This is a genomic window from Pelomonas caseinilytica (genome assembly GCF_021353235.1).
GTDB lineage: Bacteria > Pseudomonadota > Gammaproteobacteria > Burkholderiales > Burkholderiaceae_C > Pelomonas > Pelomonas caseinilytica.
Genome location: NZ_JAJTWT010000001.1, coordinates 501,096 through 514,570, shown reverse-complemented (window position 1 = coordinate 514,570; position 13,475 = coordinate 501,096). Strand labels below are relative to the sequence as shown.

The 13,475-nt window shown below is 67.9% G+C and carries 12 protein-coding genes; 7 read left to right on the top strand and 5 right to left on the bottom strand.

The genetic code is table 11. The annotated features are described in order from the left end of the window. Positions 1–35: 35 nt before the first annotated feature. Both LXT12_RS02380 and LXT12_RS02375 read left to right on the top strand, forming a co-directional pair. Complete coding sequence (locus LXT12_RS02380) at positions 36–1,823, top strand: acyl-CoA dehydrogenase (protein WP_233389079.1); 1,788 nt, start codon at positions 36–38, stop codon at positions 1,821–1,823. Positions 1,824–1,834: 11 nt separating this feature from the next. Next, positions 1,835–2,788 (top strand): NAD(P)H-dependent flavin oxidoreductase, encoded by a 954-nt coding sequence (locus LXT12_RS02375; protein WP_233389077.1) that lies wholly within the window; start codon positions 1,835–1,837, stop codon positions 2,786–2,788. A gap of 30 nt (positions 2,789–2,818) precedes the next feature. Here LXT12_RS02375 and LXT12_RS02370 read toward each other — a convergent pair whose 3' ends face one another. Genes LXT12_RS02370 through LXT12_RS02355 form a run of 4 tightly spaced genes read right to left on the bottom strand, consistent with a single transcriptional unit; the run spans position 2,819 to position 5,886 of the window. Then, on the bottom strand, positions 2,819–3,469 hold the full coding sequence (locus LXT12_RS02370; protein WP_233389075.1) for a trimeric intracellular cation channel family protein: 651 nt from the start codon (positions 3,467–3,469) through the stop codon (positions 2,819–2,821). Positions 3,470–3,500: 31 nt separating this feature from the next. Then, positions 3,501–5,069, bottom strand: a complete 1,569-nt coding sequence (locus tag LXT12_RS02365; RefSeq protein ID WP_233389073.1) for an ABC transporter substrate-binding protein — start codon at positions 5,067–5,069, stop codon at positions 3,501–3,503. 58 nt (positions 5,070–5,127) lie between these two features. After that, positions 5,128–5,430 carry a hypothetical protein gene (locus tag LXT12_RS02360; protein WP_233389071.1) on the bottom strand — a complete coding sequence of 101 codons (303 nt, stop codon included), beginning with the start codon at positions 5,428–5,430 and terminating at the stop codon, positions 5,128–5,130. A 12-nt stretch (positions 5,431–5,442) separates the two neighbouring features. Beyond that, positions 5,443–5,886, bottom strand: coding sequence for a winged helix-turn-helix transcriptional regulator (locus LXT12_RS02355; RefSeq protein WP_233389069.1), 444 nt, complete (start codon positions 5,884–5,886; stop codon positions 5,443–5,445). A 90-nt stretch (positions 5,887–5,976) separates the two neighbouring features. Between LXT12_RS02355 and LXT12_RS02350 the strand changes: the two genes are divergently transcribed. Together LXT12_RS02350 and LXT12_RS02345 are read left to right on the top strand one after the other, a co-directional pair. After that, positions 5,977–6,297, top strand: coding sequence for a hypothetical protein (locus LXT12_RS02350; protein ID WP_233389067.1), 321 nt, complete (start codon positions 5,977–5,979; stop codon positions 6,295–6,297). A gap of 51 nt (positions 6,298–6,348) precedes the next feature. Beyond that, entirely contained in the window at positions 6,349–6,540 is a 192-nt protein-coding gene (locus tag LXT12_RS02345) for a hypothetical protein (protein ID WP_233389065.1), read from the top strand. A gap of 25 nt (positions 6,541–6,565) precedes the next feature. Here the strand turns inward: LXT12_RS02345 and LXT12_RS02340 are convergent, their stop codons facing one another. Beyond that, entirely contained in the window at positions 6,566–7,408 is an 843-nt protein-coding gene (locus tag LXT12_RS02340) for an isopenicillin N synthase family dioxygenase (protein WP_233389063.1), read from the bottom strand. Positions 7,409–7,706: 298 nt separating this feature from the next. On the opposite strand from LXT12_RS02340, the gene LXT12_RS02335 reads away from it, so the two are divergent. The 3 genes from LXT12_RS02335 to lpdA all read left to right on the top strand — a co-directional run bounded on the left by LXT12_RS02335 (position 7,707) and on the right by lpdA (position 13,469). Then, entirely contained in the window at positions 7,707–10,562 is a 2,856-nt protein-coding gene (locus tag LXT12_RS02335) for a 2-oxoglutarate dehydrogenase E1 component (protein ID WP_233389061.1), read from the top strand. Between the two features lie 89 nt (positions 10,563–10,651). Beyond that, complete coding sequence (gene odhB / locus LXT12_RS02330; protein ID WP_233389059.1) at positions 10,652–11,890, top strand: 2-oxoglutarate dehydrogenase complex dihydrolipoyllysine-residue succinyltransferase; 1,239 nt, start codon at positions 10,652–10,654, stop codon at positions 11,888–11,890. Positions 11,891–12,047: 157 nt separating this feature from the next. Then, positions 12,048–13,469, top strand: coding sequence for a dihydrolipoyl dehydrogenase (gene lpdA, locus LXT12_RS02325; RefSeq protein WP_233389057.1), 1,422 nt, complete (start codon positions 12,048–12,050; stop codon positions 13,467–13,469). The last annotated feature ends 6 nt before the right edge of the window (positions 13,470–13,475 follow it).

Here is a 13,475-nt window from a genome sequence, read left to right as displayed (position 1 = left end):
CGCGGCGCCCTTTTTGTTGCCGCCAGGAGGAACAAATGAGTTACCAAGCTCCCGTCAAGGACATGCTTTTCAACATCCAGCACCTCGCCGGGCTGGAGACGCTGACCCAACAAGTCCCCGCATTCGCCGACTTCGGCCTGGACACCGCCGCCGCCGTGCTGGAGGAGTGCGCCAAGCTGACCCAGGACGTCATCGCGCCGCTGAACTTCGAGGGTGACAAGAACCCGTCGAGCTGGAAGGACGGCGTCGTCACGACGACGCCCGGCTTCAAGCAGGCCTTCCGCGCCTATGCCGAAGGCGGCTGGCAAGGCCTGGTACACCCGCAGGAGTTCGGCGGACAGGGCGCGCCCAAGACCATCGCCGCGGCCTGCAACGAGATGCTGCAGTCGGCCAACATGAGCTTCGCGCTGTGCCCGCTGCTGACCGATGGCGCCGTCGAGGCCCTGCTGACCGCCGGCAGCGACGAGCAGCGCAACGTCTACATCCCCAAGCTGCTGGACGGCAGCTGGACGGGCACGATGAACCTCACCGAGCCGCAGGCCGGCTCCGACCTCGCCCTCGTGCGCACCCGCGCCGAGCCGCAGCCCGACGGCACCTACAAGATCTTCGGCACCAAGATCTTCATCACCTATGGCGAGCACGACATGGCCGAGAACATCGTCCACCTCGTGCTGGCCCGCGTGGCCGGCGCGCCGGAGGGCGTGAAGGGCATCAGCCTCTTCCTCGTGCCCAAGTTCCTCGTGAACGCCGACGGCTCGCTGGGGGCGCGCAACGACGCCCACTGCGTGTCCATCGAGCACAAGATGGGCATCAAGGCCAGCCCGACGGCCGTGCTGCAGTTCGGCGACCACGGTGGCGCCATCGGCCAGCTCATCGGCGAGGAGAACCGCGGCCTGGAGTACATGTTCATCATGATGAACGCGGCCCGCTACGGCGTCGGCCTGCAGGGCATCGCCATCGCCGACCGCGCCTACCAGAAGGCCGTGGCCTATGCGAAGGACCGCGTGCAGTCCCGCCCCGTGGACGGCTCGGTGGCCGGCCCCGCCGCCATCATCCACCACCCCGACGTGCGCCGCATGCTGATGACCATGCGTGCGCTGACCGAAGGCTGCCGCGCCATGGCGAGCACCGCTGCCGCGGCCTTCGACGCCGCCCATCACCACCCCGACGCCGAGGCGCGCAAGCAGAACCAGGCCTTCTACGAGTTCATGGTGCCCCTCGTGAAGGGCTACAGCACCGAGATGAGCCTGGAGGTCACTTCGCTCGGCGTGCAGGTGCACGGCGGCATGGGCTTCATCGAGGAGACCGGTGCGGCCCAGTACTACCGCGACGCCAAGATCCTGACCATCTACGAAGGCACGACGGCCATCCAGGCCAACGACCTCGTCGGCCGCAAGACCTCGCGCGACGGCGGCCAGCTGGCGCGCGGCATCGCCGGCCAGATCGAAGTCACCGAGGCGGCCCTGGCCAAGCGCGACGGCGCCGCGGCGCCGTCGGTGCTGAGGGCCCTGCGGGCCTCGCGGGAGGACTTCCTCGCCGTGGTCGACTTCATCGCCGGGTCGGCCAAGGGCAATCCCAATGCGGCCTATGCCGGCTCGGTGCCCTACCTGATGCTGGCGGGCAACCTCGTCGCCGGCTGGCAACTGGCCCGCGCGCTGCTGGCGGCGGAAGACGCCTTGGCGACTGACACGCCCTTCATGCAGGCCAAGATCGCCACGGCGCGCTTCTATGCCGAGCACATCCTGCCGCGCACCGCCTCGCTGCGTGCCGCCATCGTGGATGGCGCCGAGAGCGTGACCGCGCTGCCCCTGGACGCCTTCTGAGGAGACCCCACTTGGCCCTGCCGCCCATCCTGAAGAACCTGCCCCTGCCGGTCATCGGCTCGCCGCTGTTCATCATCAGCAACCCCAAGCTCGTCATCGAGCAGTGCAAGGCCGGCGTCGTCGGCTCCATGCCGGCCCTCAACGCCCGCCCGGCCGAGCAACTCGACGAATGGCTGGCCGAGATCACCGAGACCCTCGCGGCCTGGAATCGCGACCATCCCGACCGCCCCGCCGCGCCCTTCGCCATCAACCAGATCGTGCACAAGAGCAACGAGAGGCTCGAGCACGACATGCAGGTCTGCGCCAAGTACAAGGTGCCCATCGTCATCACGTCGCTCGGCGCCCGCGAAGACGTGAACCAGGCCGTACACGCCTGGGGCGGCATCGTGCTGCACGACATCATCAACAACAAGTTCGCCAGGAAGGCCATCGAGAAGGGTGCCGACGGCCTCATCGCCGTGGCAGCCGGCGCGGGCGGCCATGCCGGCGTGAAAAGCCCCTTCGCCCTGGTGCAGGAAATCCGCGAGTGGTTCGACGGCCCGCTGGCCCTGTCCGGCTCCATCGCCTCGGGCGACGCCATCCTGGCGGCCCAGGCCATGGGCGCCGACCTGGCCTACATCGGCTCGGCCTTCATCGCCACCGAGGAGGCCCGCGCCAGCGCCGAGTACAAGCAGATGATCGTCGACAGCAACAGCGACGACATCGTCTACAGCAACCTCTTCACCGGCGTTCACGGCAACTACCTGCGCGGCTCCATCGTCAACGCGGGCCTGGACCCCGACGCCCTGCCCGAAAGCGATCCCAGCAAGATGAACTTCGGCGGTGGCGCGGCCAAGGCCTGGAAGGACATCTGGGGCAGCGGCCAGGGCATCGGTGCGGTGCGTGGCGTGGTGCCTGCGGCCGAGCTCGTGGCGCGCCTGAAGCGCGAGTACGCGGCGGCGCGCGCGCGTCTGGCGCTCGGCTGAGACGAGTCTGCGTCGCCAGCGACGCAGCGGTCAGCGCCGGGCGTCGATGCGCCAGGCGGGGAGGGTCCAGCCGGTCCAGAGCGCCAGGCCGCGCAAGGCCACCGCGGTTCCCGCTGCGGCGCTGATGGCGGCCCACTGCGGCGCATCGAGGCGCACGGCCGCCACCAGCACCCAGGCCCCGACGAAGCTGCAAAGCGCGTAGGGCCGGTGGTCGTGGAAGGCGGCCGGGATCTCGTTGCAGACGATGTCGCGCAGCACGCCGCCGAAGGTGGCGGTGATGACGCCCATCAGCACGGCGACGATGGCCGGCATGCCGAGGTCCAGGGCGAGCAGCGCGCCGTTGGCGGTGAACAGGCCCAGGCCCAGCGCATCGGGCCACTGGATGGCCCGCTCGGTCAGCGCGAGATGGCGCCCGCGCAGGAACAGCATGGCGGCGAAGCACAGGGCCATCAGGCCCCAGAGCCAGTCGGCGTGCTCGACCCAGAAGAAGGGTCTGCGGTCCAGCAGCACGTCGCGCAGCGTGCCGCCGCCGAAGGCGGACAGGCCGGCGACGACGCACAGCCCGACGACGTCGAGTTGCTTGCGTGCGCCGGCCAGCAGGCCGGACAGCGCGAAGGCGAGGGTGGCCGCGACCTCGACGGCGGCCTGCAGGGTGGAGAAATTGAGGACGGGCGGCTTCACGCCCGCATCATTCCACCGTCCGTGGGGCCGGTTACTTCACGGTGGTGTAGCGGGCCTCGAAATAGTCGTTCGAGCGGTGCAGGGTTTCCACGCCCGGCTTCATCGCCCAGGGCCGGATCTGGTGGTGGATGGGAATGAAGAGGGACTCGTCGCGGATGCGCAGCAGGGCCTCCTTGATGAGGGCGTTGCGCTTGGGCACGTCCGGCTCGAACTTGATCTTCTGGATGAGCTCGTCGAGCTTGGCGTCGCTGACCTTGCCGAAGTTGAAGTTGCCGTCCGCGCCGTTGGTGCGGGTGTGGCCCCAGGCCTGCATGGCGTAGAGGGCGTCGTAGGTGGAGACGCCCCATCCCAGCATGTAGAAGGGGGACTCGCCGCGCTGGAAGGTCTGGCTGTGGGTCGCGAACGGCGCGGCGATGAGGCGCACCTTCACGCCGATCTTGGCCCACATCGACGCCGCGGCCTGGCAGACCTGCTCGTCGTTGACGTAGCGGTTGTTGGGGCAATGCAGCGGCACCTCGAAGCCCTGCGGGTAGCCGGCCTCGGCCAGCAGCTTGCGGGCCTTGTCGAGGTCGGGCTTGGCCGGCGTGTCCAGCGCCGCGTCGTAGCCGTTGACGCCCGGCGGCACCATCAGCGCGGCCGGCACCGACAGCCCGCGCATGATGCTGCGCTTGATGGTCTCGCGGTCCAGTGCGATGTTCAGCGCCTCGCGCACGCGCTTGTCCTTGAAGGGGTTCTTGCCCTTGACGCTCGAGTCGCGCAGCTCGTCGCTGCCCTCGTCCATGACGAAGAAGACGGTGCGGATCTCCGGTCCCTCCAGCAGCTTGACCTTGCCCTGCTCCTTGAGGCGGAAGAAGTCCTGCGGCGGCAGGTCGGTGACGATGTCCACGTCGCCCGACAGCAGGGCCGCCACGCGGGTCGGCGCCGACTTGATGGGCAGGTAGGTCAGCTCGGTGACGTTGCCCGGGTTCTTGTCCCACCAGTCCTTGTTGGCCACCATCTTGACGGCCTGGTCGGGCTGCCAGCTCACCAGCTTGTAAGGCCCCGTGCCGTTGGCGTTGCGGGAGGCGAAGTTCTCTTCCTTGGACTTGTAGTCCTGGGTGTTGGTGGCATTGTTCTTCACCGCCCAGGCCTTGCTCATGATGGGGAAGGCGATGATGTTCTGCAGCAGCATCGGCGTCGGCGCCTCGAGGATGAAGTCGACGGTGTGGTCGTCGATCTTCTTCACCTCCTTGATGCCGGACACGTAGGTCTGCTTGGTACCCTGGGGCTGGGTGATGCGGCCGAAGCTGAACACCACGTCGTCGGCCGTGAAGGGCGAGCCGTCGTGGAACTTGACGCCGCGGCGCAGGTCGAAGCGCACCTGGGTCTGCGACAGGTAGGTCCACTTGGTGGCCAGCGAGGGTTCGGGACGGTAGTCCTTGCCCAGTCGCGTCAGGCCCTCGTAGATGTGGGTGCCGATGGTGTTGGAGGTGTTGTGGTCTTGCGAGTGCGGGTCCAGCGTCAGGATGTCGTTGGTGGCGGCCCAGCGCAGTGGGGCGGCGGTGGCGCTGAAGGCGAGAGCGGCCAGCAAGGGCAGGAGTCGACGTGCAAGGGATTTCATGCGGCTTCCTCGGTGCATCGGAAGCCGAAAAATGTAGCCGCGGCCTCGGGGGGCTTGGCTAGGGCTTGCCCGCGGGTTCGAGTGAGCAATCGCAACCGGCGCCCGCGGCGATCCAGCGCCGCACCAGCCGGAGGCCCCATCTGCCGAAGAGGCCGCTCGGTTGAGCCGTCAGGGCGCCGCACAGGTAGCGTGCGCCGTCCCATCGCAGGGCGACGCACGCACCGCGAAGGCGCCGGCTCAGCACGACGCCCAGGGGGCAGGGCTCGGCCAGGCAGCAGACGCCGCAGCCGTTGCAGGGCTGGCCGGGCGCCGGCTTGGGCGGCGCCTCGGGATGGATGTGGATGACCCGCCGCGGCGTCACGGTCTCGCGGCATCAGGGCCGGGCGGCCAGGCCGGTGGCGGCGTCGCACGTGGCCCGCGGGTCGGCGCCGGCGTCGTGACATGCATCGCCTCCGAAGGCGGCCTGGTGGGCCAGGCCCCAGCGGCGGATCTGCTCGGCCACGGGCAGCACCGACAGCCCGTGCGCAGTGAGCGAGTAATGGACGGTAGCGGGCACCGGGCCGGTGCGCTGCCGGCTGACCAGCCCGTCCGCCTGCAGTTCGCGCAACTGCTGCGCCAGCACCTTGGCCGACACGTCCGGCAGGCTGCGCCTCAGCGCGGCAAAGTGGCGCGGGCCGTCCGCCAGGCGATACACGACGAAGAGCTTCCACCGGCCGCCGATGGCCGCCAGCGCCTCCGTGAGCGCGCAGCCCGGGATCGCATTCGCGCGGACGAGGCGGGGGTGGTTACCTGCAGGTGCCTTCTTGGCGGTGCCCATGGTGCTGGCTAGAGTGGATTCGTCTTTGGAGCACGCCGCTGTCGGCGGTGGTGTGCGGCCCGTCCAAGTCTATTCAGATCACATCGCGCCATGCCCCTTCCGCTCCTGAACCCGACCCGCCGTGCGGCCGTCCTGATGGCGCTTTCGGGCGCGGCGGCCGGCGCCCCGCAGTTGCCGGCCACGCCGGTCGGCTCGGCGCATGACTTCGACTTCGAACTCGGCAGTTGGCGCACCGCACTGCGCCGGCGCCTGAAGCCCTTGAGCGGGTCGGACGCCTGGACCGAATACTCGGGCACGACCGTCGTGCGCCCGGTATGGAGCGGCCGAGCGAATCTGGTCGAACTCGACGTGACCGGGCCGAAAGGCCAGCTGCAGGGCCTTTCGCTGCGGCTCTTCGAGCCGCAGCGGTAGCGGTGGACGCTCAACTTCTCCAACGCCGCATCGGGCGAACTGGCCACGCCGATGGTGGGTGGGTTCGGCGGCGGTCCTCGCGGCGTCTTCTACAGCGTCGAGGAATACGACGGGCGCCAGATCCTGGTGCGCTTTGTCATCGACGCCGAGGGCGCCGACCGTTGCCGCTTCGAGCAGGCCTTCTCGGCCGACGCGGGGATGACGTGGGAGTCGAACTGGATCGCGGTCGATACCCGCTCATGACACCCGGATGCGTGGACTGCGGTCTTCAGGTCTTCACGCCCAATTCCCGCAGCCGCTCGTTCAGGTAGCTCTCCGCGGTGTAGCGGTCGCTCAGCACCACGTCGTCGCGGGGATGCAGGAACAGGGGCAGGGACACGCGGCTCTTTCTGGCGCCTTCGCCGGTGGGATTGACGACGCGGTGCTGGGTCGACGGGTAATAGCCCTCGGAGGCTTCCTGCAGCATGTCGCCGATGTTGATGGTCAGCGTGCCGAAATCGCAGGGCACGTCGTGCCAGGCGCCATCCTTGCCCAGCACCTGCAGGCCCGGCTCGTTGGCCGCGGGCAGGATGGTCAGCAGGTTGATGTCGCCATGCGGGGCTGCGCGCAGGGAACCTTCGGGCTCCTGGCCGGTCAGCGGCGGGTAGCGCAGCACGCGCAGCAGGGTCTTGGTGCTGCCCTGGATCATGCGCGACAGCGGTTCGCGGTAGCGCGCGGCGATCTCCGGCGGCGTGTAGCGCTCGACCCAGCCGAGCAACTCCTCGGCCAGGGCATTGGCCTCGCGGTAGTAGGCGAGGGCGTCGGCCTTCAGCGACTCGGGGATGCGGCCCCAGGGGTAGATGTGGAAGTACTCCTTGATGTCCTTCTGCTTGAAACCCTTCGCGGTTTCGGAAATCTCGGTCGAGAAATAACCATCCTGCGTCTCCTTGGAAAACGCGTAGGCGTGCTTGGCCTCGCCGTTGAAGAAATCCAGCCAGTCGGCGTAGATCTTCTCGACCAGGGCCTGGCGGATGGGATGGTTGGTCAGCACCCCGAACCCGGTCTCGTGCAGGGAGCGGGTGAACTTTTCGGCGGCATCGGGCGCGCGGTAGTCGACGACCTGGACTTGCATTGGGATCTCCTGAATGTCCCGTGGCGCAGCCATTCAATGGCGGGGCTGGCGCGGCGCCAAGTTTACGGATCAGTCAACTTTTAGCCACCGGGATCAGTGAACTTTGTCGCGTCCACGCGGCCTTGCCGGGCAAACCCTTGGTGCTAGAGTTCGCCCCTTGGAAGTTCTTTGGTCCTTCCCGTCCCTTTTGCTGGCGACAGCGGAGGTGGGTCGCAATCCGCCAATCGGTCGAGCCGTGTCGCGGAAGGTTCTTCAACCAGCCAACTCCCTGGAAACCGGGGCATGAGGTGAGCGAGAGATGATGCAGCAATACAGGTCGAACTCCTACCTGTTCGGCGGAAACGCGCCGTATGTGGAGGAGATGTACGAGGCCTACCTCGACAACCCGGGCTCCGTGCCCGACAACTGGCGCGCCTACTTCGACGCCCTGCAGCACGTGCCTGCAGTGGACGGCACCGAGGCCCGCGACGTGGCCCACGCGCCCGTCATCGAATCCTTCGCCCAGCGCGCCAAGGCCAATGCCTTCGCCAACAAGGCCAGCAGCGCCGACCTCGCCGTCGCCCGCAAGCAGGTCCACGTCCAGTCGCTGATTGCTGCCTACCGCTTCCTCGGCAACCGCTGGGCCGAGCTGGACCCCCTCAAGCGCGCCGACCGCCCCAAGATCCCCGAACTCGAGCCGGCTTTCTACGACCTGAGCGAGTCCGACATGGACATCTCGTTCTCGGCCGCCAACAGCTATTTCGGCGGCGAGACGATGACGCTGCGCCAGATCGTGCAGGCGCTGCGCGAGACCTACTGCGGCTCCATCGGCGCCGAGTTCATGCACGGCTCCGACCCCGGTGAAAAGCGCTGGTGGCAGGAGCGCCTGGAGAAGGCGCGCGGCAAGCCCAGCTTCACCGCCGAGAAGAAGAAGCACATCCTCGATCGTCTGACCGCTGCCGAGGGCCTGGAGCGTTACCTCCATACCAAGTACGTCGGCCAGAAGCGCTTCTCGCTCGAAGGCGGCGAGAGCTTCATCGCCGCGATGGACGAGCTCATCCAGCGCGCCGGCGAGCGCGGCGTGCAGGAGATCGTCATCGGCATGGCCCACCGCGGCCGCCTGAACGTGCTGGTCAACACCCTGGGCAAGATGCCCGCCGACCTGTTCGCCGAGTTCGAGCACAAGGCCGCCGAAGACCTGCCCGCGGGCGACGTGAAGTACCACCAGGGCTTCAGCTCCGACGTGTCCACCGTGGGCGGCCCCGTCCACCTGTCGCTGGCCTTCAACCCCTCGCACCTGGAGATCGTCAACCCGGTGGTCGAGGGCAGCGTGCGCGCCCGCCAGGACCGCCGCGGCGACAAGGCCGGCGAGCAGGTGCTGCCGGTGCTGGTGCACGGCGACGCGGCCTTCGGCGGCCAGGGCGTCGTGCAGGAGACGCTGGCCATGGCCCAGACCCGCGGCTACCGCACGGGCGGCACGGTCCACATCGTCATCAACAACCAGATCGGCTTCACCACCAGCGACCCGCGTGACCTGCGCTCGACCTGGTACTGCTCCGACGTCGTCAAGATGATCGAGGCCCCGGTGCTGCACGTGAACGGCGACGACCCCGAGGCCGTCGTCTGGGCCATGCAGCTGTGCATGGACTACCGCGCCGAGTTCAAGAAGGACGTGGTGCTGGACATCGTCTGCTTCCGCAAGCTGGGCCACAACGAGCAGGACACCCCGGCCCTGACCCAGCCGCTGATGTACAAGAAGATCGGCGCCCACCCCGGCACCCGCAAGGTCTACGGCGACAAGCTCGTCACCCAGGGCGTGCTCACGGCCGAAGGGCCGGACGAGATGGTCAAGACCTACCGTGCCGCCATGGACGAAGGCCGCCACACCGTCGACCCGGTGCTGACCAACTTCAAGAGCAAGTTCGCCACCGACTGGTCGCCCTTCCTCGGCAAGAAGTGGACGGACAACTGCGACACGGCCATCCCCGTCACCGAGTGGAAGCGCCTGTCCGAGAAGCTGACCACCCTGCCCAAGGACTTCACGCCCCACAACCTGGTGGCCAAGCTCTACGCCGACCGCGCCGCGATGGGCCGCGGCGAGGTCAACGTCGACTGGGGCATGGGCGAGAGCATGGCCTTCGCTTCCCTGGTGGCCTCGGGCTACCCGGTGCGCCTGTCCGGCGAGGACAGCGGCCGTGGCACCTTCACGCACCGCCACGCCGTCCTGCACGACCAGAACCGCACCAACTGGGACGAGGGCAGCTACATCCCGCTGCAGAACGTCGCCGACGGCCAGGCCCCGTTCACCGTCATCGACTCCATCCTGTCCGAAGAGGCGGTGCTGGGCTTCGAGTACGGCTATGCCGCGGCCGAGCCCAACACGCTGACCATCTGGGAAGCGCAGTTCGGTGACTTCGTCAACGGCGCTCAGGTCGTCATCGACCAGTTCATCGCCTCCGGCGAAGTGAAGTGGGGCCGCGCCAACGGTCTCGTGATGATGCTGCCGCACGGCTACGAAGGCCAGGGCCCCGAGCACAGCTCGGCGCGCCTGGAGCGCTTCATGCAACTGGCCGCGGACAACAACATGCAGATCGTGCAGCCGACGACGGCCTCGCAGATCTTCCACGTGCTGCGCCGCCAGATGCTGCGCATGTTCCGCAAGCCGCTCGTCATCATGACGCCCAAGAGCCTGCTGCGCGCCAAGGACGCCACCTCGCCGCTGGTCGAGTTCACCAAGGGCGAGTTCCGCACCGTCATCGGCGAGCAGGACGCCACCGTGGCCGCCGACAAGGTCAAGCGCCTCATCGTCTGCTCGGGCAAGGTCTATTACGACCTGGTGCGCACGCGGGCCGAGAAGAAGGCCACCGACGTGGCCGTCATCCGCGTCGAGCAGCTCTACCCCTTCCCGCACAAGGCCTTCGCGGCTGAGCTCAAGAAGTACCCCAACGCCACCGACATCGTCTGGTGCCAGGACGAGCCGCAGAACCAGGGCGCCTGGTTCTTCGTGCAGCACTACGTGCACGAGAACATGCTCGACGGCCAGAAGCTCGGCTACGCCGGCCGCCCGGCCAGCGCCAGCCCAGCCTGCGGCTATGCCCACCTGCACCAGGAGCAACAGAAGGCGCTCCTCGACCAGGCCTTCGCCAAGCTCAAGGGCTTCATCCTCACCAAGTAAGACCGCGAAGCGCAGCGCCCTCCACAGGCGCTGCGCTCGCTCGCGCCTGCGCCACCCAACACCCGAATAGAAGACACGGAGCCTCCATCATGGCCATCGTTGACGTCCAGACCCCCCAGTTTTCCGAATCCGTTTCCGAAGGCACGCTGCTGACCTGGAAGAAAAAGCCCGGCGAAGCCGTCACGGTCGACGAGACCCTCGTCGAGATCGAGACCGACAAGGTCGTGCTCGAAGTGCCCGCGCCCGCCAGCGGCGTGCTGGCCGAGATCCTGAAGGGCGACGGCAGCACCGTCGTCAGCCAGGAAGCCCTGGCCCGCATCGACACCGAAGGCAAGGCCGGCGCCGCAGCGCCTGCGGCGGCACCCGCCGCAGCGCCCGCCGCCCCGGCTGCCGGCGCCAGCAAGGGTGACGTGGCCATGCCCGCCGCCGCCAAGATCCTGGCCGAGAAGGGCCTGTCGGCCACCGACGTCGCCGGCACCGGCAAGGACGGCCGCGTCACCAAGGGCGATGCCCTGGCCGCCGGCGCCAAGCCCGCCGCTGCCGCCGCGCCGCTGGTGGTGCCCGCCACCCCCGCCGTCGCCAAGCCCCTGCCGGCCGTGGCCGCGCCGGTGCAGCAGAACCTCGGCGACCGCCCCGAGCAGCGCGTGCCCATGACCCGCCTGCGCGCCCGCATCGCCGAGCGCCTGCTGCAGTCCCAGGCCACCAACGCCATCCTGACCACCTTCAACGAGGTCAACATGGCCCCGGTCATGGAGATGCGCAAGAAGTTCCAGGAGAAGTTCGAGAAGGAGCACGGCGTCAAGCTCGGCTTCATGAGCTTCTTCGTGAAGGCCGCGGTCGCTGCCCTCAAGAAGTACCCGGTGCTCAACGCCTCGGTCGACGGCAACGACATCGTCTACCACGGCTACTTCGACATCGGCATCGCCGTCGGCTCGCCGCGCGGCCTGGTCGTGCCGGTGCTGCGCAACGTCGACCAGATGAGCTTCGCCGACATCGAGAAGAAGATCGCCGAGTTCGGCCAGAAGGCCAAGGATGGCAAGCTGTCCATCGAGGAACTGTCGGGCGGTACCTTCTCGATCTCCAACGGCGGTGTCTTCGGCTCGATGCTGTCCACGCCCATCATCAACCCGCCGCAGTCGGCCATTCTGGGCGTGCACGCCACCAAGGACCGCGCCGTCGTCGAGAACGGCCAGGTCGTGGTGCGCCCGATCAACTACCTCGCCATGTCCTATGACCACCGCATCATCGATGGCCGCGAGGCCGTGCTGGGCCTGGTGACCATGAAGGAAGCCTTGGAAGACCCGGCCCGCCTGCTGTTCGACATCTAAGTCGGAGCTACTGCGCGACTTCATGGCGGCGTTGCGGGTCCCGTCCTCGGCATCCTCACGTAGCGCTGCTACGTTCCGGTGCCTCGGCACCCGCGCCTTGCCCTGAAGCCGCTCGCTACGCTCCGACAGGGGCGCTTACGAAGATTTGGAGAACTGAATGACCACCAAGCAATTCGACGTCGTCGTCATCGGCGGCGGCCCCGGCGGCTACATCGCGGCCATCCGCGCAGCCCAGCTCGGCCAGAACACGGCCTGCATCGACGAGTGGAAGAACGACAAGGGCGGCCCCGCCCTCGGCGGCACCTGCACCAACGTCGGCTGCATCCCGTCCAAGGCCCTGCTGCAGTCCAGTGAGCACTTCGAGCACCTCAACCACCACTTCGCCGACCACGGCATCACGGCCGACAACGTCAAGATGGACGTTGCCAAGATGCTGGCCCGCAAGGACCAGGTCGTGAAGCAGAACAACGACGGCATCGTCTACCTGTTCAAGAAGAACAAGGTCACGTTCTTCCACGGCCGCGGCAGCTTCGTCGCCGCCAAGGATGGTGGTTATGAGATCAAGGCCGGCGAAGAGGTCATCTTCGCCAAGCAGGTCATCGTGGCCACCGGCTCCAACGCCCGTGCCCTGCCGGGCGCCGCCTTCGACGAAGAGAACATCCTGTCCAACGACGGCGCCCTGCGCGTCGGTGCGGTGCCCAAGAAGCTCGGCGTCATCGGCTCGGGCGTCATCGGCCTGGAGATGGGCTCGGTCTGGCGCCGCCTGGGTGCCGAAGTGACGGTGCTCGAAGGGCTGCCCACCTTCCTGGGCGCCGTCGACGAAAGCATCGCCAAGGAGGCCGCCAAGGTCTTCAAGAAGCAGGGCCTGGACATCCAGCTCGGCGTCAAGGTGGGCGAGGTCAAGTCGGGCAAGAAGGGCGTCAGCGTCGCCTACACCGACGCCAAGGGCGAGGCCAGGACCCTGGAGGTCGACAAGCTCATCGTCTCCATCGGCCGCGTGCCCAACACCATCGGCCTCAACCCCGAGGCGGTGGGCCTGAAGCTCGACGAGCGCGGTGCCATCGTCGTCGACGACGAGTGCAGGACCAGCCTGCCGGGTGTCTGGGCAGTCGGCGACGTCGTGCGCGGCCCGATGCTCGCGCACAAGGCGGAGGAAGAGGGGGTGGCCGTGGCCGAGCGCATCGCCGGCCAGCACGGGCACGTCAACTTCAACACCATCCCCTGGGTCATCTACACCAGCCCGGAGATCGCCTGGGTGGGCAAGACCGAGCAGCAGCTGAAAGAGCTCGGCGTGGCCTACAAGGCCGGCCAGTTCCCCTTCCTGGCCAACGGCCGCGCCCGTGCGCTGGGCGATACGACGGGCTTCGTCAAGTTCCTGGCCGACGCCACCACCGACGAGATCCTGGGCGTGCACATCATCGGCCCGTTCGCCTCCGAGCTGATCTCGGAAGCCGTCGTTGCGATGGAGTTCAAGGCCAGCGCCGAGGACATCGCCCGCATCTGCCACGCCCACCCGTCGCTGTCCGAGGCGACCAAGGAGGCCGCGCTGGCCGTCGACAAGCGCACGCTGAACTTCTGATCGGAA

Bases quoted from the DNA above. Each gene is read 5' to 3' on its own strand.
- LXT12_RS02365 (WP_233389073.1), bottom strand. From the start codon at position 5,069: ATGAAATCCCTTGCACGTCGACTCCTGCCCTTGCTGGCCGCTCTCGCC.
- LXT12_RS02380 (WP_233389079.1), top strand. From the start codon at position 36: ATGAGTTACCAAGCTCCCGTCAAGGACATGCTTTTCAACATCCAGCAC.
- lpdA (WP_233389057.1), top strand. From the start codon at position 12,048: ATGACCACCAAGCAATTCGACGTCGTCGTCATCGGCGGCGGCCCCGGC.
- LXT12_RS02335 (WP_233389061.1), top strand. From the start codon at position 7,707: ATGATGCAGCAATACAGGTCGAACTCCTACCTGTTCGGCGGAAACGCG.
- odhB (WP_233389059.1), top strand. From the start codon at position 10,652: ATGGCCATCGTTGACGTCCAGACCCCCCAGTTTTCCGAATCCGTTTCC.
- LXT12_RS02340 (WP_233389063.1), bottom strand. From the start codon at position 7,408: ATGCAAGTCCAGGTCGTCGACTACCGCGCGCCCGATGCCGCCGAAAAG.
- LXT12_RS02345 (WP_233389065.1), top strand. From the start codon at position 6,349: ATGGTGGGTGGGTTCGGCGGCGGTCCTCGCGGCGTCTTCTACAGCGTC.
- LXT12_RS02350 (WP_233389067.1), top strand. From the start codon at position 5,977: ATGCCCCTTCCGCTCCTGAACCCGACCCGCCGTGCGGCCGTCCTGATG.
- LXT12_RS02355 (WP_233389069.1), bottom strand. From the start codon at position 5,886: ATGGGCACCGCCAAGAAGGCACCTGCAGGTAACCACCCCCGCCTCGTC.